General features: G+C 68.6%; 21 protein-coding genes and 1 riboswitch. Of the genes, 6 read left to right on the top strand and 15 right to left on the bottom strand.

Going from position 1 to position 21,929, the window contains the following annotated elements; translation table 11 throughout:
• Positions 1-3: 3 nt before the first annotated feature.
• The gene (locus ASD34_RS18840) at positions 4-645 is read right to left on the bottom strand and encodes a response regulator transcription factor (protein ID WP_056580237.1); all 642 of its coding nucleotides are present in this window, start codon (positions 643-645) and stop codon (positions 4-6) included.
• 285 nt (positions 646-930) lie between these two features.
• Here ASD34_RS18840 and ASD34_RS18845 point away from each other — a divergent pair, with 285 nt between their 5' ends.
• Entirely contained in the window at positions 931-1,344 is a 414-nt protein-coding gene (locus ASD34_RS18845; RefSeq protein ID WP_056580239.1) for a PaaI family thioesterase, read from the top strand.
• Positions 1,345-1,564: 220 nt separating this feature from the next.
• Here ASD34_RS18845 and ASD34_RS18850 read toward each other — a convergent pair whose 3' ends face one another.
• From ASD34_RS18850 to ASD34_RS18860, 3 genes are read right to left on the bottom strand one after another with little or no spacing between them, the layout of a single operon-like run.
• Positions 1,565-2,641, bottom strand: a complete 1,077-nt coding sequence (locus ASD34_RS18850) for an MBL fold metallo-hydrolase (RefSeq protein ID WP_056580241.1) — start codon at positions 2,639-2,641, stop codon at positions 1,565-1,567.
• Positions 2,642-2,688: 47 nt separating this feature from the next.
• A complete protein-coding gene (locus ASD34_RS18855; protein ID WP_056580243.1) occupies positions 2,689-4,215 on the bottom strand; it encodes an amidase in 1,527 nt (508 codons plus the stop codon).
• Between the two features lie 16 nt (positions 4,216-4,231).
• A complete protein-coding gene (locus ASD34_RS18860; protein WP_056580245.1) occupies positions 4,232-5,215 on the bottom strand; it encodes a Bug family tripartite tricarboxylate transporter substrate binding protein in 984 nt (327 codons plus the stop codon).
• 129 nt (positions 5,216-5,344) lie between these two features.
• Here ASD34_RS18860 and ASD34_RS18865 point away from each other — a divergent pair, with 129 nt between their 5' ends.
• A complete protein-coding gene (locus ASD34_RS18865) occupies positions 5,345-6,259 on the top strand; it encodes a LysR family transcriptional regulator (protein ID WP_056582534.1) in 915 nt (304 codons plus the stop codon).
• Between the two features lie 19 nt (positions 6,260-6,278).
• Here the strand turns inward: ASD34_RS18865 and ASD34_RS18870 are convergent, their stop codons facing one another.
• Positions 6,279-7,163: a peptidoglycan-binding protein gene (locus ASD34_RS18870; protein WP_056580247.1), complete on the bottom strand. Its 885-nt coding sequence runs from the start codon at positions 7,161-7,163 to the stop codon at positions 6,279-6,281.
• Positions 7,164-7,342: 179 nt separating this feature from the next.
• Between ASD34_RS18870 and ASD34_RS18875 the strand changes: the two genes are divergently transcribed.
• The gene (locus tag ASD34_RS18875; RefSeq protein ID WP_056580249.1) at positions 7,343-7,573 is read left to right on the top strand and encodes a hypothetical protein; all 231 of its coding nucleotides are present in this window, start codon (positions 7,343-7,345) and stop codon (positions 7,571-7,573) included.
• Between the two features lie 33 nt (positions 7,574-7,606).
• On the opposite strand, the gene ASD34_RS18880 is transcribed toward ASD34_RS18875, so the two are convergent.
• The 7 genes from ASD34_RS18880 to ASD34_RS18915 form a co-directional block, all read right to left on the bottom strand.
• Positions 7,607-8,008, bottom strand: a complete 402-nt coding sequence (locus ASD34_RS18880) for a GreA/GreB family elongation factor (protein ID WP_056580251.1) — start codon at positions 8,006-8,008, stop codon at positions 7,607-7,609.
• Positions 8,009-8,406: 398 nt separating this feature from the next.
• A complete protein-coding gene (locus tag ASD34_RS18885; protein ID WP_056580253.1) occupies positions 8,407-8,832 on the bottom strand; it encodes a YXWGXW repeat-containing protein in 426 nt (141 codons plus the stop codon).
• A 664-nt stretch (positions 8,833-9,496) separates the two neighbouring features.
• Positions 9,497-11,632 carry a TonB-dependent siderophore receptor gene (locus ASD34_RS18895; RefSeq protein WP_056580256.1) on the bottom strand — a complete coding sequence of 712 codons (2,136 nt, stop codon included), beginning with the start codon at positions 11,630-11,632 and terminating at the stop codon, positions 9,497-9,499.
• A complete protein-coding gene (locus ASD34_RS18900; RefSeq protein ID WP_056580258.1) occupies positions 11,629-12,588 on the bottom strand; it encodes a thiamine phosphate synthase in 960 nt (319 codons plus the stop codon). Before ASD34_RS18900 ends, ASD34_RS18895 begins: the two co-directional genes overlap by 4 nt.
• A complete protein-coding gene (locus ASD34_RS18905) occupies positions 12,585-13,394 on the bottom strand; it encodes a thiazole synthase (protein WP_157609713.1) in 810 nt (269 codons plus the stop codon). The genes ASD34_RS18900 and ASD34_RS18905 overlap by 4 nt, the downstream gene beginning before the upstream one ends.
• Positions 13,395-13,432: 38 nt before the next feature.
• Positions 13,433-13,630, bottom strand: coding sequence for a sulfur carrier protein ThiS (gene thiS / locus ASD34_RS18910; protein ID WP_056580263.1), 198 nt, complete (start codon positions 13,628-13,630; stop codon positions 13,433-13,435).
• A 17-nt stretch (positions 13,631-13,647) separates the two neighbouring features.
• Positions 13,648-14,754 carry an FAD-dependent oxidoreductase gene (locus ASD34_RS18915; protein WP_056580265.1) on the bottom strand — a complete coding sequence of 369 codons (1,107 nt, stop codon included), beginning with the start codon at positions 14,752-14,754 and terminating at the stop codon, positions 13,648-13,650.
• A 35-nt stretch (positions 14,755-14,789) separates the two neighbouring features.
• Here ASD34_RS18915 and thiD point away from each other — a divergent pair, with 35 nt between their 5' ends.
• Positions 14,790-15,638: a bifunctional hydroxymethylpyrimidine kinase/phosphomethylpyrimidine kinase gene (gene thiD, locus ASD34_RS18920; RefSeq protein ID WP_056580268.1), complete on the top strand. Its 849-nt coding sequence runs from the start codon at positions 14,790-14,792 to the stop codon at positions 15,636-15,638.
• Here the strand turns inward: thiD and ASD34_RS18925 are convergent.
• Positions 15,583-16,923 carry a purine-cytosine permease family protein gene (locus ASD34_RS18925; RefSeq protein ID WP_056580270.1) on the bottom strand — a complete coding sequence of 447 codons (1,341 nt, stop codon included), beginning with the start codon at positions 16,921-16,923 and terminating at the stop codon, positions 15,583-15,585. The genes thiD and ASD34_RS18925 overlap by 56 nt on opposite strands.
• Before the next feature lie 77 nt (positions 16,924-17,000).
• Positions 17,001-17,105, bottom strand: a riboswitch (TPP riboswitch).
• A 1,489-nt stretch (positions 17,106-18,594) separates the two neighbouring features.
• On the opposite strand from ASD34_RS18925, the gene ASD34_RS28605 reads away from it, so the two are divergent.
• Positions 18,595-19,143, top strand: a complete 549-nt coding sequence (locus ASD34_RS28605; protein ID WP_414929889.1) for an adenylate/guanylate cyclase domain-containing protein — start codon at positions 18,595-18,597, stop codon at positions 19,141-19,143.
• Between the two features lie 81 nt (positions 19,144-19,224).
• Positions 19,225-20,550 (top strand): aspartate aminotransferase family protein, encoded by a 1,326-nt coding sequence (locus ASD34_RS18935; RefSeq protein WP_414929882.1) that lies wholly within the window; start codon positions 19,225-19,227, stop codon positions 20,548-20,550.
• On the opposite strand, the gene ASD34_RS18940 is transcribed toward ASD34_RS18935, so the two are convergent.
• Both ASD34_RS18940 and fdxA read right to left on the bottom strand, forming a co-directional pair.
• Entirely contained in the window at positions 20,528-21,613 is a 1,086-nt protein-coding gene (locus tag ASD34_RS18940; RefSeq protein ID WP_056580276.1) for an NAD(P)/FAD-dependent oxidoreductase, read from the bottom strand. The two genes, ASD34_RS18935 and ASD34_RS18940, sit on opposite strands and share 23 nt — an antisense overlap.
• Entirely contained in the window at positions 21,571-21,900 is a 330-nt protein-coding gene (gene fdxA, locus ASD34_RS18945) for a ferredoxin FdxA (RefSeq protein ID WP_056580277.1), read from the bottom strand. The genes ASD34_RS18940 and fdxA overlap by 43 nt, the downstream gene beginning before the upstream one ends.
• Positions 21,901-21,929: the final 29 nt, after the last annotated feature.

The raw sequence follows: 21,929 nt of genomic DNA on the forward strand, positions 1-21,929 counted from the left end.
CGGCTAGGAAAGCCGGCCATCAGGACGGGGCGCCAACGCGGCTTGCGAGGAGGGAGGCGCATCCAGCTTGCCGTAGATGTTTCTGATGTGGATTTGAACCGTCGATGCGGAGACTCCCATCTGCGCGCCGATTTCGGCATAGGTGAAACCACGAGAGACCCGGTCGAGCACCTCGGCCTCGCGCGCCGAGAGGTGCTCGGTGCTGTGGGCGTCGGCTGCCTGCCAGCGGCGCAGCAATTGCCGCGCGATGCCCGGTGGCAGCGGTGAACCGCCGGCGCCCAGGTGGCGCAGGTGCGCCGCCAGGTCGGCTTCGGTGCCGTCTTTCAGCAGGTAGCCGCGCGCGCCAGCCTCGAAGGCCTGCACCATGTGGGCCTCGTCGCCGAAGATCGTCAGCACCATCACCGCGCAGGCGGGCTGCATGCGTCGGCACTGGCGGATCACCTGCAGGCCGGGGTGGTCGGGCAGGCCGAGGTCGACCAGCAGCACATCGACCGGGTTGTCCGTGAGCCAGTTCAGCATGTCGACCGCGTTCGCGGCGCTGAAGGCCAGCGCCAGCGCCGGGTCTGCGCCGATCACGCGTGCGATGCGCTCGCGCATGCCGCTGTCGTCCTCGACCACGGCAACCTGGGTGGCGGTCAGGGGCATGGCGGGCTTCCGCCGACGTGACCGAGGCGCATGGGCAGATCCATTTCCGATCGGAGGTTGCAGGTGCCGCAAGCCTATCGACCGGTATCGGGCGGGCCCATCCTATAGACGAGGGAGGGAGGTACCCTGCTGGCGCGCGATGATGTCCAGACGTGTGGCGACGCGCGCCGCGAGTCTCGCCTGGTTCGCGGCGCCGGCGCAGGTGCGCTACCTCTGAACGGGCGGACGGCCGGGCGCGCTTTCGGATGAGAATGCCCGCTGCTTCACCTGCCGCGAATGAAACCAATGAACGATGAACTGGAAGCCCGCATCCGCTCGGGCCAGGCCCTGTCCGAATCGATGGGCAACTTCCATGTGACCGGCTGGGACGCCGAGCACAAGACGCTGAAGGCCGCCTTCACCGTGCGCCGCGAGTACTGCCACACGAACGGCACGATCGCCCAGGGCGGCTTCATCACCGCCTGGCTCGACGCCGCCATGGCCCATGCCGTCATGCACGACACCGACCAGTCGCAGACGGTCTTCAGCCTGGAGATCAAGGTGAGCTTCTACGAGAAGGTGGGCCCCGGCGAAGGCCGGGTCGAAGGGCGCGTGATCCGGCGCGGCAAACGCGTGGCGTTTCTTGAAGCGGCGCTCTACAACCCCGACGGAAAGCTGGCTGCGGAGGCCACGTCGACCGGGATACTGGCGAGCCTCTAGGCCTCGAGGTCAGGCCCATCGATCTGGACCTGCGAAGCGTTTCATCGCACGATGCGCGCGAGCCAGGCCAGCAGCGCGGCCACGACTTCGTTGCGGTTGGTTTCGTTGAGCGTTTCGTGGCGCACCGCCGAACACGTGGCATGACACGTCTTGCAGGCCCACCGCTACCTCGAGCGTGCCGGGCACATCGGCAAGGTCGTGCTCGAGGTCTGACCGACGCTCAGCCGGTGGACGTCAGCCGGTACCAGGCCACCCCGTCGTCGGCGATGTCGCACGCCACTTCACCGCGATGCCGCAGGTAGTTGAGGCAGGCAAGGCTCTCACCGGTGGCCATGCCCAGCAACGGCACGTCGGATTCGGCGATGCTGCGCGCGAACAGGCTCGTGAACACATCGACCGCGCGCTTGGGCGCCTTCAATGTGTTGCGCAAGCGGTCGAGCGAGCGCTCCTGCCCTTGCTGCAGCCGGTCGATGCGCGCGTGCAGGCCGCGGAAGCACTCGTTGTGCGAAGGCAGCACCAGCACGTCGTCGGGCACTTCACGCTTGAGCTTGGCGAGCGACGAGAGCCAGTCGGCCATCGGGTCGGCGTCGGGCTCGACGGGCGACACCGACACATTCGACGAGATGCGCGGCAGGATCTGGTCGCCCGAGATCAGCACCCTCAGGTCGGGACAGTGCAGGCACGCATGCTCGGGCGAATGGCCGTTGCCGGTGACGACGCGCCAGTCGTGCGCACCGATGCGCAGCACCTCGCCGTCGCGCAGGCGCCGGAAGCTGTCGGGCAGCGGGTGGATGTGCTTGCCGAAGTTGCCGAAGCGCGTGCGGTAGGTCTCGATGGCGGCCTCGCCCCAGCCGGCGCGCCGGTAGAAGGCGATGGCGTCGTCGGGTGCTTCGCGGCCGGTGTCGGACACCATGACGCGGCACATGAGGTATTCGGAGCGGGTCATCCACAGCCGAACGCCGAACTTGCGCGTGAGCCAGCCGGCCATGCCGACGTGGTCGGGGTGCATGTGCGTCACGAAGACGCGGGTGAGGCCGCGCGTGTCGGGCGAGTGGGCGAACAGCTCGCGCCACACGGCCACCGTTTCTTCGGTGCGCACGCCGGTGTCGACCACGGCCCAGCCGTCGCCGTCGTCCAGCGCCCACAGGTTGATATGGTCGAGCGAGTAGGGCAGCGGCATGCGGATCCAGTGCACGCCTGCTGCGACCTCGATCGACCTGCCGCGCTGCGGAAGCTCCGCAAAGGGATAAACGAGCTTGCCCTTGGCTGCTTGCGCCGACTCTTCCAGACCATCCATCGTGTTCACCTCCAGAGGAGGTTGATTGTGCCCCTCGGCCGATGGGGTCAGACGGCTGTGGTGATGGTGGCCTCGCTCGTGCCGCCGGACGGCGTCGGCGGCGTCCGGACGATCGAGGTGAGCGCCGGCTCGGCAGGGCGCAGCAGCGACAGGTCGGGACGCGGGCGGCGCAATTGCACTTCGGCGGCGAAGGCCTTCTCCATCGCGTGCGCCGCGCCTAGCAGCTGGCGGTCGGCGCGGAAGCCGCCCACCACCTGCAGTCCGAACGGCATGCCCGCATGGTCGACGCCGCACGGCAGTGTGATCGCAGGATGCGTCGTGAGGGTGACGACATAGGTCAGCGCCAACCAGCGGTAGTAGTTCGCCTGCTTCTCGCCGTTGATGGTGTCCGCATAAGGCTGCGTCCACGGGAAGGGCGAGACCGGCGTGGTCGGCGAGAGCACGAGGTCGTAGTCGGCGAAGGTGGACTGGAAGCGCTTGATGAGGCGCGTCTGCTCGGCCTGCGCCCAGGCGCTGTCCAGCAGGCTCATGCGCGCGCCCATCTCGTAGTTCGCGCGCGGGTTGGGGCCGAGGCTCTCTGGGTCGCGCTCGTAGGCGGCGTGCATGCCCGCCACGAAGGCCTCGGCGCGCAGTACATCGAAGCAGCGGTGCGCATCGCCCAGGTCGAAGCGCACTTCGTCGCAATGGCGGAACAGGTAGCGCATCGAACCGATCTTGCGGCGCATCGCGGCGCGGATGCTGTCGCTCACCGCGCAGAGGCCGAAGTCTTCGGTCCACGCGACGCGAAGCCCGCCGAGGTCGATGTCCATCGGCTTGAGAAAAGACAAGGGGTCCAGCGGATAGCTGAGCGGATCGCCCGCGTTCATTCCGGCCGAGGCAGCGAGTTGCAGGCAGGCGTCTTCCACCGTGCGGCCCATCGGCCCGACCACCGAGATCGGCGTCCAGCCCAGTGGCTTTCGCACGCTCGGCACGATGCCCGGCGAGGGCCGAAAACCCACCACGCCGCACTTGGCGGCCGGAATGCGAAGCGACCCGCCGGTGTCGGAGCCGGTGCACACGGGCAGCATGTCGCAGGCGAGGGCCGCGGCCGATCCGCCGGAGGAGCCGCCCGCATTCAGGTTCGGATTGAACGGGTTGCCGGTGGCCCCCCAGACCTCGTTGCGCGAATTGGCGCCTGCGCCCATTTCGGGCACGTTGGTCTTGCCGGCCACGATGGCACCGGCCTTGCGAAGGCGTGCGACCAGTTCGATGTCTTCCTGCGGCACGTGGTCGCGGTAGATCGGCGATCCCCAGGTGGTGAGCAGGCCCTCGGTCGGCTCCAGGTCTTTCACGCCCAGCGGGAGACCGTGCAGCAGGCCCAGCGGCTCGCCTTGCATCACGGCATTCTCGGCGGCGGTGGCTTCCGATCGCGCGCGGTCGAAGCAGGTTGCGGTCACCGCATTGACGAAGGGATTCGTCTGCGCGATGCGCGCGATGCACGCCTCGAGCAGTTCGAGGGGCGAGATCGCCTTGCTGCCGATGAGGCGGCGCAGTTCGACGGCGGAGTGTTCGACAAGTTCGTTGGGTGTGGACATTGCGAGGTTCGATGGATCAATCGGCGGTGATGTTTGCGCGGGCGGCGATGGCGCGCATCACAGGCAGTTCCCGGTTGATGAGCTCGCTGGCCGCCGCGGCATTGCTGTACACCGGCTCCAGCCCCTGGGCGCTCAGTTTGGCCCGCGTGTCCGGATCGGCCATGGTCGCGGCGAGCGCCTTCTCGAGCCGGGTCTTCGCATTGGCGGGCAGGCCGCGCGGTGCGGCGAGGATCAGCCAGGAATCCATGTCGATGTCGGGATAGCCGCTCTCGGCCAGGCTGGGCACGTCGGGCAACAGGCTGGAGCGCTTGGCCGTCGTCACCGCGATGGCCTTGATCTTGCCGCTCTTGAGCTGGGGGATGGCCGCGCTCACCGTGTCGACGCTGAACGCGACCTGCCCGCCCATCAGGTCCGTCATGGCCGGTGCGCTGCCCTTGTAAGGCACATGCGTCATCTTCAGGCCGGCCGCATGCAGGATCGTTTCGCCCGCGAAATGCGAGGTCGTGCCGGTGCCGTAGGAGGCGTAGGAATATGTGCCGGACGAGGCCTTGACGTAGTCCACGAACTGCTTGACGGTCTTCACCGGCACTTCGCTGTTGGCCAGCAGGATGAGCGCGAGCCGCCCGGCGATGCCGATCGGTTCGAAGCCCTTGACCGGGTCGTACGGCAGGTTGGGGCGGATGGCGGGGTTGACGGTGAAGGTGGTGCCCGAGCTCACGAGCAGCGTGTAGCCGTCGGGCGCCGCCTTGGAGACGTAGCTTGCGCCGATGATCGTGCCCGCCCCGGCGCGGTTCTCGATGACGACGGGTTGGCCCAGTTCTTTCGCGAGGCGCTGGCCGATGATCCGGCCGTTCACGTCCGTCGCGCCGCCGGGCGGAAACGGAATCACGAGCGTGACCGGCCGCAACGGGAAAACCGGCTCCGCCGCGGAGGCGGTCAGCGAAGCAAGACCGAGGCAGGCGGCCAGCGCGATGCTGGCCAATGCGAAGAGGTTTTTCATGGATGGGCTCCTGTGAAATTCCATCGTAGGAGCGGACTTCGACTGCCACAAGCGCAATGTTTAGAATTGTCCGTTGCCAAACAGGCAATCGACGCAATGCACTGGCCGTCGTCCGGCCCGGAGGAAATCATGCGACTTCAAGCCCTGCAGGAGCCCGCCGTCCGGTACTTTCTCGAGGTCGTGAAAAGCGGTTCGGTGAAGGAGGCGGCGCTTCGCCTCAACGTCGCGCCCTCTGCTGTGAGCCGGCAGGTGGCGCGCCTGGAACGCGAACTCGACACGCTGCTGTTCGACCGCCACGCGCGCGGCATGGTGCCCAACGCGGCCGGCGAACTGCTGGCCGCTCATGCCAAGCGGACGCAGCAGGACATCGAGCGTGTCGCGAGCGACATCGCGGGCCTTCGCGGCCTGCGCAGCGGGCATGTGCGCGTGGTGAGTACCGAGGGCTTCGCCTTCGACTTCCTGCCGACGCTGATCTCGCGCTTTCGCGAGAAGTACGAAGGCATCCGCTTTCACCTGGAAGTCAGCACGCCGACCGACATCCCGCGCCGCATCCGCGACGGCGAAGCGGACGTGGGCATGACGCTGAGCGCGCTGCCCGAGGCCGGCATCAAGGTCGAGCTGCGGCATCCCAGCCCGATCCTCGCGGTGATGGCCAAGGGGCATCCGCTGGCGGCGCAGAGGCAGTTGTCGCTGCGCCAGGTGGTGGGCTATCCGCTGGGATTGCCGCCCGAGGGCAGCTCGATCCGGCAGCTGCTGGACATCAGCTGCGGCCGGCAGGGCCTGCAGTATGTGCAGGCCATGTCGAGCAACCATGCGAACGCGCTGGTGAGCTTCGCGGCGGCGGGCGGCGGCAGCATCGCGTTCTATGGGGCGCTGTCGATTCGCACGCTGCTCAAGACCCGGGCGCTGGTCGCGATTGCGCTGAAGGACAGGGAGATGAATGAGCGCCATCTCGAGGTCGAGACACTGGCAGGCCGCTCGCTGCCCGATGCGGGCAGGGCGTTTGTGCGGTTCCTGACGGAGGCGATCGAGGAGACCGCCTGAACAGCCTCCGTGCGCCTGCTTATTTGCGGCGCTTGCGGGCTGCCGGCGCCGAGGTCTGCGACGGTGCAGCACCGCCGTCCACGCCCAGGCGGCCACCGCCGCCCAGGCCTTGGCCACGCACCGTTTGCGCCTTGTAGTTGCGCAGCGAACGGACCATCTGGTTGAACGCATCCATGAAGGCCGCCGCGATCACCTTGCCCTGTGCGGTGTTGGTGTAGCCGCCGATGCCGCCCGCGCCGCTGCGGCCACCGAGGCCGCCGAAGCCCGCGAAGTCGGTCTTGGAGGCGCTGCCTTCCGAGGCCGCGACCTGCACGCCCGAGCGGTTGTCGATGAGCGTCAGCAGCGCGCTGGCTTCCTTGGTCTGCAGGCTGGCGCCCACGGCCGCGATGGCGCGGCCACGGCCGCCGCCCACGAGACCGCCGAGCGCACCGCCGAGGCCACCGGCGTCGTTGTTGCTGAACACGATCTCGGGCGACAGGCCGTAGTCGGACGCCACCATCTGGCCGCGGCCGAAATTGCTGCCGCCACGCATCTCGCCCGACTGCATCAGCGCGCGTTCACGCGTCATCGCGTTCATGCCGGCTGCGCCGCGCTCGACCACGATGAAGCAGTTCGATTGCTGCACCAGCAAGCGCAACAGATTTGCAGTAGGCGGCAGGCGGTATTCGCCCGTGAGGATGGTGTACCAGCCGGCGTTGACGTTCTCGATGAGGGAGACCGTGCCCAGCGGAGAGTCGCAGCGTTCGAGCTGGCTGCTTTCGCCCGCCGTGGCGCCGCCGGCGGCGCTGCCCGTGGCCGTGGTCTTGGCCGACGGTGCGCCCATCTGCATGTCCATGGTCTGGCAACCGGAAAGCACGAGCAGGCCCGCGAGTGCGCTGGCGAGAGAGAGTTTGGAAAAAGGCATGTCCCTGTCCGTCAAGTGAAAACAATGTGGCGCCCGACCCACCGGCAGGCACCGCGCCCGCGCGACGATACGGGTGCCCCGACACGGTCGCCAGTGTCGAAAGTCATGCAGACAGGAGCATTCGTGACGCCTGCGGAGGCTGTGTTTACAGTCTCATCTTCATTTGCAGGAGTTTTTTGATGGCCACAAAGAAGAGAAACCTCGTGGGAGAAGCCGCGGTGGAGTTGACCACGCAGCAGGTCGCGCAAGCCCTGTCCATTGCCGGGGCGTCGGGCTACAGCGGCAGCGCCGACCCTTCCTTCGTCGGTGCGGTGCTGGTGGCGCTGGCGGTCAACACCAGCGCCGTCAGCGCAACCCTCGACAGTGCAAAGGACCGGGGCCGTGGCGGCGTCGGCGTGATGCAGCACTGACCGTCGGCCATGACGGCCTGAGCCGGCGAAGGTTCAGGTCGTGTAGTCGCCGCTGGCTTCCGGCTGGAACAGCACGGCGATCACGCGCGTGCTGTGTTCACCGCCGCCGGGCGTCCTCCAGCGTGCGACCGCGCCTGTCTTCTGGCCGAGCAGGCCGATGCCAACGGGCGAGAACACGGAGATGAACCCTGTGGTTGGCTGCGCATCGGCGGGATAGCAGATCACGATCTTGTGCCGCGGTCCGCCAGGCAGGTCTTCCACTTCCACCTGCGTGTACATCGTGACGATGTCCGAGGGTATTTCCCGTGAAGGAAGGATGTCGGCTGTGTCGAGCAGATCGGCGAGGGCCGCAGGGAGCGGCCCGTCCGCGAATTTGTTGAGACGGACGTAATCGAGTTCGGTGAGCGTGCGCTCCCCGTGAACGGTTGAAAGCATGAAGCACTCCAGATGAACGCAACCCGCCTTCGAACTGAGGGGGTCGCTACCGCGCGGTGTGGTGCCCGGCGGTCAAGGTGTGCGCATCAAGAAGAAGGTAGCGGACCGCCGGGCTCAGGAATGTGCGGACGTGCGTCGGAGGACCGACGTGGCCGCCGCGATGACGCCCACGCGGCGACCGTCCGCTGCCATGGGCAGGGCTGGGCGTGCAGGGTGTAGACGCGGCGGAAAGGAGGTCATGAGGCGCGAGTGTAGGCGGCGCTGGCCAGATTTGCCGAGCATGGCCTTAGAGGTCGATAGGTTTCCGCCACGAGTCGCGAGGCTGAATCTTCTGCGGGCAACTCGCGCCCGGCGGTACGGGCGCCGGGCGCTTCGGGGGAGACACGATGCCCAGTCGATCAGCAGCGGCCCTTCTTGGCTTGGCCGGGCGGGCAGTGACCGCCGCCACGGTGATCGTCGTCGTGGTCGTAGCGGTCGTGGTCGCGATCATGGCGACGTGCCTCACGGCGCTCGGCGCGGCGCCAATTGCCTTCGCGCCAGCGCCAGCCGCCATCGGCGCGCACCCAGCCGCCCGGGGCGTACGCATAGTCGGGGCGGGCGGCCACGTAGTAACCAGGGCGCCATGCGTAGGCGCGGTCGTTCCACTGCCAATGGCCGGGCACCCAGACCTGGCCGCTGCGTGGGCGGGGTACGGGCTCGTAGCGCGGCGCGGGCGGCGCGACCTGGATCAGGCCCGGCACATGGATGTTGACGGACACCTGCGCCACGGCGGGCAAGGTGGCGGCAGCCACGGCGGCGGCCAGAAGAATTTTTGTGAGTTTCATCGTGATGCCCTTGGTTGTTATGGATGACTGAACCCGAACAACGCCCGACCGGCGGATCGCGTGCACGGGGTTGTCCTGAGCGGGGCCGCGGAAGTTGTTAGCCAAGAGAGAGTTTTGCACGCAGCGCACGGCGCCCGTGTCGGACAGGCCCGCGTGCCGCAAACCGACGGTCGAGTGGTGGTGCGGAAAGCAAAAAGGCCCGTTACCTTGTGAGTAACGGGCCTTCAACAAATGGTGGCTCCTCGACCTGGGCTCGAACCAGGGACCTACGGATTAACAGTCCGGCGCTCTACCAACTNNTCAAGCCTTCAATTATATTCAATGGAATCGCCGTTCTGAACGCCGACCCTCAATTTTTGACAATCGAAGTGCAAGGGGCGATTTCTTTCCATCGCTTTGTTCGCATCTTCGCTCGACTGTCGTCTCACAAATGAAAAGGCCCGCTACCTTGTGAGTAGCGGGCCATTCAGAGGCCTTGCGGCTTTGTTCTGGCTCCTCGACCTGGGCTCGAACCAGGGACCTACGGATTAACAGTCCGGCGCTCTACCAACTNGCCTTAGATTATAGCGTGGTTTTTGGGCTTTCAAAAACTCCGAGCAGCATCGAGGCGCGGGCGCAACGAATTCGTGGCGACGAATCCGCAACGAAGACAAAAGCACCGCGCTCACATGGCAATGCTTACGCCCAGGCGCAGCGTGCGCGGCGCGCCCGGGAACAGGTAGACGTGGCTGAACTGGTAGGGCGACTCTTTCCAGTAGCGGCGGTCGAACAGGTTGTCGACGGCCAGCGTCCAGGTTGTGGCCATGCCGGCCAGCCTGGCGTCGTAGCGCAGCACTGCATCGAGGCGCGTCCACGACGGGAGCCGGATGGAGCCGTCGGGCAGCACGTTTCGGCGGCCTTCGTACGACAGCTGTCCTGCCAGCTCGAGGCCTGGCACGGACGCGAAGCGGTAGCCAGCCTGCGCGCGCAGCACCTGCTTGGGCACGTTGGTGGGCGCCTGTCCGTTGAGTTCGGGCGCGGTCGTGCTGCCGCGGCGCTTGGCGTCGATGAGCGCCACGCTGCCGCCCAGGCGCCAGGGACCGCCCGTCCATTGCGCGCCGGCTTCGAGGCCGCGATGCACCGCACGGCCGTCGTTGCGCACCGTGCAGAACTCGCCGCACAGGTCGAGGTTGGTCATCGGGCGCGAGATGTCGAACCACGCGACCTGCCAGTTGAATGCGGCGTCGCCACCCTTCAGGCCGAGCTCCCACTGGCGCGACTGCAGCGCGGGCAGCGCCTCGCCGGCGTTCGCGTACTGCGAGCTCTTGTTGGGTACGACCTGCGATTCGACCCCCTTGCCCCAGCTCGCGTAGGCGAGCAGCCCGGGCTGGATCGTGTAACTGGCCGCGATCCACGGCGTGGTGATGCTGTCGCTGTAGCCGGTGGGGCGCGAGCCGTCGGTGCGGAGGCTGTCGCGCGACAGCCGCGTGTGCCGCGCGCCAATCCAGGTCGTGAAGCGGTCGTTCCAGCGGATCGCGTCCTGCACCGACAGCTCGGTCGAGCGCTCGTTGCGGTTGGTGTTGGCGTCGGTCAGTCGCGGGTCGGCCGGCGTCATCGCAGTCGCCCAGATGTTGCCGGTGCCGACGTAGTTGTAGGCCTGGTCCTGGAAGCGGTTGCGCACACGGCTTTGCAGCAGGCCAAAGCCCAGCTCGTGCCGCACGCTGCCCGTCATCACGTTGCCCTTGAGGCTCAGGCTGCCCGCGGTCTGCGTGCGGCGCTCGTTCTCGCTGCGGAAGTCGTACACGTCGAAGGTGCCGTCGGAGCAGTAGCGGTCGTAGTTGCCTTCGGCGCCACAACCGAAGGCGTAGGCCAGCCGGTCGTCGGTCTTCAGGCGCTGCTGGCCGATCTGCGCACTCCAGCGCCAGTCGGCGTTCAGCGCCTGCGAGAAGCGCACGGTGCCGGTCAGCGCCTTGAACACCGAGGGCTGTGACCACGGCTGGTTGTTGAGGTTGATGCGCGGGTCGACGGGCCTGGGCAGGGTGTTGCCGAGCAGGCTGAAGCCGTTCTGGCTTGGCTGCTGCTTGTGGCTTTGTTCGACTTCGAACTCGAGCACCGAATCGCGCGTGATGCGCCAGTCGGCCGCGAGCGAGAAGAGGCGGCGACTGCCGTCGAGGTTGTGCGTGAGGGGGTTGAGCTTCTCGCCGGCCATGTTGAGCCGGTAGCCGAACTGGCGGTTCTCGCCGAAGCGGCCGCCGAAGTCGAGCGCGCTGAGCACGCTGCCGCGGCTCGTGGTTTCGAGGCGGATGGTGCGCAGGTCCTGCTCGGTCGGCCGCTTGACCACGTAGTTGACGAGCCCGCCCGGCGCACTGGTGCCGGCCTGGATGCCGCTGGTGCCGCGCAGGATCTCGATGCGCTCCTTGTTGTCGAGCGGAATCGCGGTCTCGGCGCTGATCGGCAGGCCTTCGCGCCGGTAGTTGAAGCGGTTGTCCAGCACGAAGCCGCGCACCGTGAGGTAGTCCCAGTAGCCGGCCGAGTTGTAGGCGTCGGTGACCGAGGCGTCGAACTGCGTCAGGTCGGCGAGGCGGCGCGCGCCGCTGCTGCGCAGTTGCTGGCTGTCGATGATGGTGGCCGACAGCGGCAGCTCGCGCAGCGGCACGTCGCCGAAGCCGCTGATGTCGGCCTGTGGCGCGGCGGCGCCGTCGTTCACGGTGACCTCGGGCAAGGCCTGCGATTGCGCATGCGCGCCGCAAGCACCGAAAGTGAGAAGGGCGGCGGCAAGCGCGCGCGAAAGCGGGGAGTGCGAGAAAAGTCGAGCGTTCATTCTGTGCGTTCAGGGGAAACCGGGGCGGCCTGCATCGCCGCCATCCATTGCGCGGCCGTGGCCTCGGGGTCGTCGGCGGCCACGAGCGCGCGCACCACGGCGACCGAGCCGACGCCGGTGGCGAGCACGTCGGGCAACCGCACGGCATCGACGCCGCCGATGCCCACCTGCGGGTAGCCGCGCAACAGGCGCGCGTAGGCCGCGAGCCGCGCCACGCCCTGTGGCGCGGTTGCCATCCGCTTGAGCGTGGTCGGGTAGATGGCGCCCATCGCGATGTAGCTCGGGCTCACCGCGTCGGCGCGCACCATCTCGGCGTAGCCATGGGTGCTCACGCCGAGCCGCAAGCCCGAGGCGCGCAGTTGCTGCAATTCTTCTGTCGACAGCGCGTCGAGGTCTTCCTGCCCGAGGTGGATGCCGTAGGCGCCGGCTGCGATGGCGACCTGCCAGTGGTCGTTGATGAACAGCAGCGCCCCCGTGCCGCGCACAGCTTCGACGGCGGCCTGCACTTCGCGCGCGACGGCGGCGACGTCGTCCGACTTGAAGCGCAACTGCACCGTCGGCACGCCGGCGCGCGCCATGCGGCCGACCCATGCCGCGTCGGGTAGCACGGCGTAGAGGCCGAGCCGTTCGGGGCAGGGCGGGAAGGCGTCGGCGCGCGCGGTCGGCGGAAACGGGCCCATGCCGAAATCGACCGGCGCATCGGGCCATGCCGATGCGTCGAACTGACCGAGCCGTTCGGTCTGCGCGCGCCATGCATGGGCGAGGCATTCGGCGTCGATCTCGATGAAGCCGAGCGCGGTGCAGGCCTGCTTGGCACCGCGGTAGACGGCGTCGTCGGAGGTAAAACGCGGCGCGCCGCTCACGGGCGTGGACGTGGCGGCGCCGAAGCGCAGGCCGTGGGCCGCGACGATGGCTTGCGCCACGGCGCGGGCGTTGGATGTGTCGATGGCGTTCATGGCGCGTGGTGCCAGAAGGGCGTGCCGAGCACGGGCGTGCTGGGCTGTGCAGCATCCTGCGCGGCCATGGCGCCTGCGCGATACGCGGAGCGGCCAGCCTGCACCGCATCGGCAAAGGCACCGGCCATCGCGACCGGTTCCTGCGCGAGCGCGACGGCGGTGTTGAGCAGCACGCCGTCGTAGCCCCACTCCATCACCTGGCAGGCGTGCGAAGGCAGGCCAAGGCCCGCGTCGACCAGCATCGGCACCTGCAGCCGCTCGCGCAGCAGGCGCAGCGCATACGGATTGACCGGCCCGCGTCCGGTGCCGATGGGCGCGGCCCAGGGCATCACGGCCTGGCAGCCGACATCGACGAGGCGCTGGCACAGCACGAGATCCTCGGTGCAGTAGGGCAGCACGTGGAAGCCGTCGCGGATCAGCTGCGACGCCGCATCGACGAGGTTCAGCGTGTCGGGCTGCAGCGTGTAGTCGTCGCCGATGAGTTCGAGCTTGATCCACGGCGTGTCGAACAGCTCGCGCGCCATCTGCGCGGTGGCGATCACCTCCTGCACGCTGTGGCAGCCGGCGGTGTTGGGCAGCACCGGCACGGCCAGCTTGCGCAGCAGCTCCCAGAAGCCGTTGCCGAGGTCGCTGTTGCCAGAGCCCTGGCTGGCGGTCTGGCGGCGCAGCGAGGCGGTCAGCATCGCGGGTTGGGCGCGCTGCACGGCGGCTTCGAGCACGTCGGGCGAGGGGTAGCGCGCGGTGCCCAGCAGCAGGCGGCTGTGGAAGGTCTGGCCGTAGAGGACCAGCGGGTCGGGATTGATCATGGTTGTCGTCTCCATCGTCTTGTCTCTGGTGCGTTCGTTCAACCGCCGGTCACCGGGCGGATCACTTCGACGCGGTCGTCCGCATGCAGCGCGTGCGTGGCATAGGCCGAGCGCGGCACGAACTCGCGATTCACCGCCACCGCGAAAGGCGGCACCGCTTGCAGCACGGCGAGTGCGTCGGCGAGCAGCGCGCCGTCGGGCAGCGTGCAGGGCTTGTCGTTGATCAGGAGGTTCATCGTTGCAAAGGTTGTCGTCATGCGTCGGGTCCGTCCATGCCGAAGCCTTGCGCGAGCGTGGAGCGGCCATGCACCAGCAGTTCCATCGCCGCATCGAGCAGCGCGGGCGCGATCATGAAACCGTGGCGGTACAGGCCGTTGATCTGCAGCACGCGCGGCTGCGGCTGGCGAATGGCCGGCAGGTTGTCGGGCAGCGTGGGCCGGCATTGCGTCGCGATCTCGACGATGCGCGCCTCGGCGAAACCGCTGTGCACCGCGTAGGCCGCGCTCAGCAGTTCGAGCGTCGAACGCACGCTGGCGGGCGACATGTCGTCCGATTCGATCTCGGTCGCGCCGATCACGAACAGGTGGTCGGGCTTCGGCGCGATGTACAGCGGGTAGCGCGGGTGCACGAGTCGCGTGGGGCGCTGCAGCGTGACCTCGGGCGCATGCACGCGGATCACTTCGCCGCGCACGCCGCGCAGTGTGGTCCATTGCGGCTTGGCGCCGAGGCCTCGGCAATCGATCACCCAGTCGGGCTGGCCTGCCGTGCCGGGCGAAAAATCGGTAGGCGCACGCGGCGACTGCCAGTGCAGCGTCACGCGTGCATCGGCCTCGAGCGTGGTGCGCAGCGACGCCAGCAGCGCGCGGTTGTCGAGCTGGCCTTCGCCAGGCAGGTACAGGCCGCGGGCGAAGCGCGTGCCCAGCGAGGGCTCCAGCGTGGCGATGGCGGCGGGGGTGTCGAGCGCCTGCATCGGCGCCAGCTCGGGCACCTGCGCGCCGGTGCGCGCCAGCACGCCGGCGAGCCGCGTGGCCTCGGCGGCGTCCTGCCGGTGCCACAGCACCAGCGTGCCTTCGCGCTGGAAGAACACGGGCTGCGCCAGCGGCGCCAGCAACTCGGGCCAGCGCGACAGCGCGTGCTGGCCCATGCGCACGACCGACACCGGCGCCACGGCCGATTCGGCCAATGGCGCGAGCATGGCCGCGGCCACGCGCGCGGCCGCGCCTTCGGCCTCGGGACTGCCGGCTTCGTACAGGTCGACGCGGCAGCCGGCGCGCGTCAGCTCGACCGCGAGCAGGCGGCCCATCAGGCCCGCGCCGAGGATCGCCGCCGAGCCGAAAGGCAGGGGTTGCAAAGCGCTCATGCAGCACCTCCATCGGCTCGCCGATAATTTTCGACATGACCCCCGCACCCACCCAACGCTACGCACGCGTGCTCTCCATCGCCGGCTCGGACAGCGGCGGCGGCGCCGGCATCCAGGCCGACCTCAAGACCTTCGCGGCGCTCGGCTGCTACGGCATGACGGCCATCACCGCGCTCACCGCGCAGAACACGGTGGGCGTCACGGGCATCCACGGCGTGCCGCCCGATTTCCTGAAGGCGCAGATCCAGGCCGTGGTCGAAGACATCGGCGTCGACGCCGTCAAGCTCGGCATGCTGCACGCGCCCGAGGTGGTCGAGGTGGTGGCCTGGGCCATCGACCGCTACCAGCTGAAGAACGTGGTGCTCGACCCCGTGATGATCGCCACCAGCGGCGACCGCCTGATCGCGGCCGAGACGGTGCAGGTGCTGGTGCGCGAGTTGTTCCCGCGCGCCGTGGTGGTCACGCCCAACCTCGACGAAGCCGCCTTGCTGGTCGGCCATGCCATCGGCGGCATCGACGCGCTCGACGGTGCGGCGGACGAATTGCTCGCGCTCGGCGCGAAGGCCGTGCTGCTCAAGGGAGGCCACCTGCCGGGCGACGAGGTGGTCGACGTGCTGCTGGAGCGCAACGGCGCGCGCAAGCGGCTCGCGTCGCAGCGCATCGCCAGCCGTAACCTGCACGGCACCGGCTGCACGCTCTCGTCGGCCATCGCCGCGCACCTGGCGCTGGGCCTGGCGCTGCCCGAGGCGGTCGAGCGCGCACGCACGTACATCCTCGGCGCGATGAGCGCCGGTGCGAATGTGCAGGTCGGTGCGGGCCACGGTCCGCTCAACCACGGCTTTGCGCCAGTGCCGACCCATCGGCTGCCGCTGTCGGCCGGCTGATCCACGCCAGCACGAAAGTCGCCGCCAGCGTCGGCAGCGCCGAGCCGAACTGCGGCGCCCACTTGGCCAGCGCGTGGTAGGCCGCGATGCCCGCGAGCCAGATCAGCGCGGCGCCCCAGTCGATGGTGCGCGTGCCGCCCGCCGTGACCGTGTTCCCGTTGCCCAGGCGCCCCAGGATCACGCCGTACAGCGGCACGAACACCGAGCTGAGCAGCAACAGGAAGGGTTCGAGCGTGTGCATCGGCAGCACCAGCGCCAGGCCGATGCACAGCACCGCCAGCAGCAGGCCCCAGCGCTTCACGCTCCAACCCGGCAGCAGGCTGTGCGTGGACACCGAGCCCGAGTACACGTCGCCATAGGCGTTGTCGAGTTCGTCGATGAGGATCAGGCCCAACGCCACCAGACCGCCCTGTGCCAGCAGCAGCGCCGTGACGAGGCTGGTGCCCGGCTCGGCCACGCTCACCACCATCACGCCGAGCGCGTAGCACCAGATGTTGGCCAGTGCGTAGCCGATCCAGGTGCCGCTGAACGCGCTGCCCAATCCACCGCCCGTGCTGCGTTTGCCGTGCCGCGCGTAGTCGGCCACCAGCGGCAGCCACGACACCGGCATCGCGATCACCAGGTCGAGCGCGCTGAACATGCCCATGCTGCCGTCGCCCGGCCGAGCCCAGAAGGCGTCCAGGCCCTTGGCGTGCAGCTGCGTCGCGAACTGCCAGCTGAGCCACAGCAGCGACAGCACCACCAGCGGCAGGCCGAAGCGGCTCACGAAGCGGCGCACCAGCTTCACCATCGAGCCGGCCAGCAGCGCCAGCAGCACCGCACCCCACAGCAGCGTGGTCAGCACGCCGCCCCAGGCCGTGCCCAGCGCGGGGCCGAAGGCCTGCTGCCCGATGGCCTGCGTGCCCTCGCGCATGATCACCAGTTCGAAGGTGGTCCAGCCCACCAGCTGCACGATGTTGAGCAGCACCGGCAGCCGCGCGAAGGCGCTGCCGTAGGTGGCGTGCATCAGGCCGGCGCTGGCCAGCCCGGTTTCGCAGCCCAGCCGCGCGGTCCAGGCCAGCAGCCCGGCGCCGAGCAGCGAGCCCAGCACGATCGCCAGCGCCGCGTCGCGCGTGCCCACGGCCGGCACCAGGTAGGCGCCGATCTGCATCACCAGCAGCCCCACGCCGAGGCTGAACCACAGCGAGGCGTGGTCGTGCCAGCCGAAGACGCGCCGGGAGGCGGGCAGGGGCGTGAGCGCTTCGTTGCCGGAAGCGGAACTGTCGTTGTCGTGGTCGTGTGCCATCCGTTTTGCTCCAGTGCAAAAGGTTTGGCAGGTGGGCGAGGCTCCAGTGGCGCAGCCGTCGCGCGAGACAACGCGACAGGCCACCGGACCAGCTTCCCTGCGCGAGGATTACCTCAGTCAGGTTCAAAGGGACTCTCTCAGTCAGCCCCGGAAAATCCGGTTCGACACCCCTAGCGATGCGCCTCAGCGAACTGCGGCGCGGGCGGATTTTATCCCTGCGCGGCAGAACGCCACAGACGCACGAAAATCCGCGTCGCGAGGGCGGTTTCAAATGCCCCGGGGGAACCACGACACATGGCAGACGATTTCAAGCACCCGGGCCCGGCACCGGCGCCACCCGCGAACGCGCCGCACATCCGCCTGCGGCGCTTCCGCGTCGACGTCGGCACCATCATCTGCGCGGTCGCGCTGCTGCAGTCGTTGCTGCTGGTCGCCTTCGGCTACTGGGGTGCGGAGAAGCTGGTGTCGAAGGTCGGCGAGTCGGCACACAAGGTCAACCATGACCGGGTCGAAGACAACATCCTCGCCTTCCTCTCCAAGACCGAGGGCCTGGTGCGCGCCATCGCCCACACGCCCGATCTGCACCCGGCCGGCCATGACGGCGAGCAGACCGCCGAGCTGCTCTGGGCCGCGCTGGAGCAGACGTCCGAGCTCGACAGCATTGGCGTGGGCAGCGACGACGGCCATTTCCTGATGGCCATGCGCCACCCCGTGTCGGTGGTGCGGCAGGTGCTGCGCGAAGGTCGCACCACCACCGAGACCTGGGAGTACAAGTCGCCGCCCGACAGCGACGGCGACGAAGACCCGCGGCGGCGCTACGAGACGACGCGCATCGAGGCCTTCCGCAGCGAGGACGACCCGGTGCACCAGGACTGGTTCACGCAGGCCGAGAAGGCGCAGCGCGCCGTGTGGACCGCGCCCTTCGTGCTGCCCTCGATGAAGGAGCTCGGCGTGAGCCATGCGCGGCCGAGCCGGCGGCAGGACGAGGAGGGCGCCACGCAGACGTTGGTGGCGGTCGCGAGCGTGTCGCTCGGGCACCTCTCCAACCTCGTGCGCCTGTTCGGCGGCACGGGCCACGGCCACAGCGCGCTGCTGAGTGCCGACCACCACGTGATCGCACGCAGCGACCAGCCGCATTCCGTGCGCGTGCTCGAGAACCCCGACGACGGCGTGCTCGGCGCGCTGCACGCCCACATGCTGGCCAACGGCAGCCGCGGCTGGACCGAGGACATGGCCTTCGGGCTGGTGCACGAAGGCCAGCATTACAAGGTGCAGACCTCGCGCATTGCGGCCACCGACTGGCATCTGGTCAGCTGGGAGCCCGAAGAGGCGCTGCTGGGCGCGCTGCATCGCAACGTGCTGTGGTCGCTGCTGCTGGTGCTGGCGTTCCTGGCGATCGCGCTCTTCATTTCGTTGCGGCTGTCGAAGCTGGTGACCGCGCCCATCGAAAACCTCTCGCGCACGGCGCGGCGCATCGGACGGCTGGAGCTCGACGACCTGCCGCGCGAGTCGAGCCGCGTGCTTGAGATCCAGCACCTGAACCAGGCGCTGGACGATTCCGCGCGCAGCCTGCGAGCCTTTCGCAAGTTCGTGCCGGTGGACATGATCCGCCAGCTCATCGCCGAGGGGCATGCACTCGAACCCAACGGGTCGCCGCGCCGCGTCACCGCGATGTTCACCGACGTGGAGGGCTTCACGGCCATCGCGGAATCGATGCCGGCCGACGTGCTGATGCGGCAGCTGACCGACTACTTCAACCTCGCCACCCGCGTGTTTGCGCGCCACGGTGGCGTGATCGACAAGTTCATGGGCGACGGCATCATGGTGCTGTGGGGCGCGCCCAGCGACCTGCCGGATGCGGAGCACCGCGCCTGCGTGGCCTCGCTCGAACTGCACGCCGAAATGACCGAGCTCAACCGCCGCTGGCAGGCCGAGGGCCTGCAGCCCTTTCGCACGCGCATCGGCATGCACACCGGCGTCGTGATCGCCGGGGTGCTCGGTTCGAGCGACCGCCTGTCATACACGGCGCTGGGCGACGTGATCAACGCGGCCAGCCGCATCGAGGGCACCAACAAGCAACTGGGCACGCGCACGCTGATGTCCGAGACCACCTTCGAAGGGTTGGGCGGGCGGCTGGCCACGCGGCGCATCGAAGAGCAGGTGGAGCTGCGCGGGCGGCAGACGCGGATGGTGCTCTACGAGCTGCTCGACCCGGCCTGAGCCCGTCTACCTGCTGTCGGCAGGCCGCGGCGAAAATCCAGGCACCGAGTCGGGCGCTCCCGGCACGCTTCCCATGAAAGGATGTCTTCCATGACGACTCCAGCCGATCCCGTCGACCGTGCCCTTGCCGACGCCCATCAGCGTTTCACCGACGCCAACCCCGAGAGCCGCAGCCGTTTCGAGGCACAGACGCGCTACATGCCCGGCGCCAACAGCCGCTCGGTGCTGTTCTATGCGCCGTTCCCGCTCACCATCGCCAAAGGCGAGGGCGCGTCGCTCTGGGACGCGGACGGCCACCGCTACACCGATTTCATCGCCGAGTACACGGCCGGCGTCTACGGCCACTCGGCGCCCGAGATCCGCGAGGCCGTCATCGAGGCGATGCAGGGCGGCATCAACCTCACGGGCCACAACCTGCTCGAAGGCCGGCTCGCGCAGACGATCTGCGAGCGCTTTCCGCAGGTCGAGCAGCTGCGCTTCACCAACTCGGGCACCGAGGCGAACCTGATGGCGCTGACGGCCGCGCTGCGTTTCACGGGGCGGCGAAAGATCGTCGTGTTCTCGGGCGGCTACCACGGGGGCGTGCTCGGCTTCGGCGACCAGCCGTCGCCGACGACCGTGCCCTTCGATTTCCTCGTGCTGCCGTACAACGACGCCGATACGGCGCGCGTGCAGATCGACGCGCACGGCGCGGACATCGCCGCCATCCTGGTCGAGCCGATGCAGGGCGCGAGTGGCTGCATTCCGGGTGGGCGCGAGTTCCTGCAGGCGCTGCGCGACGGCGCCACGCGGGTCGGCGCGCTGCTGGTCTTCGACGAGGTGATGACCTCGCGGCTCGGGCCGCATGGCCTTGCAAACGGCCTGGGCATTCGCGCCGACCTCACGACGCTGGGCAAGTACATCGGCGGCGGCATGTCCTTCGGCGCTTTCGGCGGGCGGGCGGACGTGATGGCGCAGTTCGATCCGCGCACCGGGGCGCTCGCGCATTCGGGCACCTTCAACAACAACGTGATGACGATGGCGGCCGGCTATGCGGGCCTCACGCAGCTGTTCACGCCCGAGGCGGCGAGCGCGCTGGCCGAGCGTGGCGAGGCGATGCGGTCAGGGCTCAACGCACTCTGCGAACGCGAAGGCGTCGCGATGCAGTTCACCGGCGTGGGCTCGCTCATGAACGCGCATTTCCTGCGGGGCGAGGTGCGGCGCGTGGCCGACCTGGCGGCGGTGGATGGGCGCTTGCGGCAGCTGCTGTTCTTCCACCTGCTGAGTGAGGGGATCTACACCTCGCCGCGCGGATTCGTCGTGCTCTCGCTGCCGTTGTCGGCGCAGGATATCGAGCGCTACGTCGCCGCCGTGGGCAGCTTCATCGACGCCTACCGGGCGCTGCTCAGCGCGGGGTCACTGGCGTAGAGCCAGCCACGCCCAGCAGCTCGTGCAGCCGCGTGCTGGTGGTCGTGTACTGCAGCGGGATCGCCTTGCCGGGGAACACCCGCGCCGCGGCGCCCCAAGCCGCCAGCGTGGCCTCGTGGAAGCCGCAGACGATGAGCTTCTTCTTGCCCGGGTAGGTGTTGATGTCGCCCACGGCGAACACACCGGGCTCGCGGGTTTCGTACTTCTCGGTGTCCACCGGCACCTGCTTGCGCTCCAGCTCCAGGCCCCAATCGGCGATGGGCCCCAGGCGCGGCGAAATGCCCAGGCAGGCGACCAGCGCGTCGAGCGGCAGGTCGACCGTGGTGGCGTCGGGCGTGGTGATCTGCAGTTGCTTGCCGTCGAAGGCGCTCGGCTGGCCGACCCGGAAGGCCAGCTTGCCGTCGGCCACGAGGGCGCGCATGGCGGCCACGTTCGCCTCGTCGGCCTGGAAGCCGTCGCGGCGGTGGACCAGCGTGACCTGCCTGGCCAGGGCCGTGAGGGCGATGGCGGTTTCCAGTGCGATGTCGTCGCCGCCGTTGACCACGACCGTCTGGCCGGCGAAGCGGTCGAGCGAATCGGGGTGATAGAACAGCGCCGAACCTTCGAAGTGGGCGATGCCGTCGACCGCGATGCGCTTGGGCACGAAGGCGCCGACACCCGCCGCGATGAACACGGTCTTCGCGAGGAAGGCTGTGCCGGCCGAGGTGGTCAGCAGCAGGCGGTCGTCGTCCTGGCGGGCCAGGGTAGAAACCTGCTCGCCGAAGTGGAATTGCGGCTTGAACGGCGCCACCTGCTGCAACAGCGACTGCGCCAGATCGCGCCCGCTGGTGACCGGGGTGCCGGGAATGTCGTAGATCGGCTTGTGGCCGTACAGCGCCACGCACTGGCCGCCCGCGGCGGGCAGCGCATCGACGATGTGGCAGGAAATCTCGAGCAGGCCCAGCTGGAAGGCCTGGAACAGGCCGACCGGACCGGCGCCGATGATCAGCGCGTCGGTCTCGATCGGTGCGGGCGCCTGGCTCAGCGCACGAGCTCCGAGATCTTGCCGGTCTTGTCCTTCCACTCTTCAGCTTCGGGCAGGGCGGGCTTGCGCTTGGTGATGCTCTTCCACCCGTCGGCCAGGGCCAGCTCGGCGTTCAGCTTGATGAAGGCGAGCTGGTCGGCCGGTAGGTCTTCCTCGGCGTAGATCGCATTGACGGGGCATTCGGGGATGCAGACGGCACAGTCGATGCATTCGTCCGGGTCGATCACCAGCATGTTGGGACCTTCGCGGAAACAGTCGACGGGACAAACGTCCACGCAGTCGGTGTATTTGCAACGGATGCAGGCTTCGGAGACGACGTGGGTCATTTGTCTTGTAGCGTCAGGAGAAGGGGCTG

Origin of the sequence: Variovorax sp. Root473 (assembly GCF_001426505.1) — a bacterium.
In the GTDB taxonomy this organism is placed as follows: domain Bacteria; phylum Pseudomonadota; class Gammaproteobacteria; order Burkholderiales; family Burkholderiaceae_C; genus Variovorax.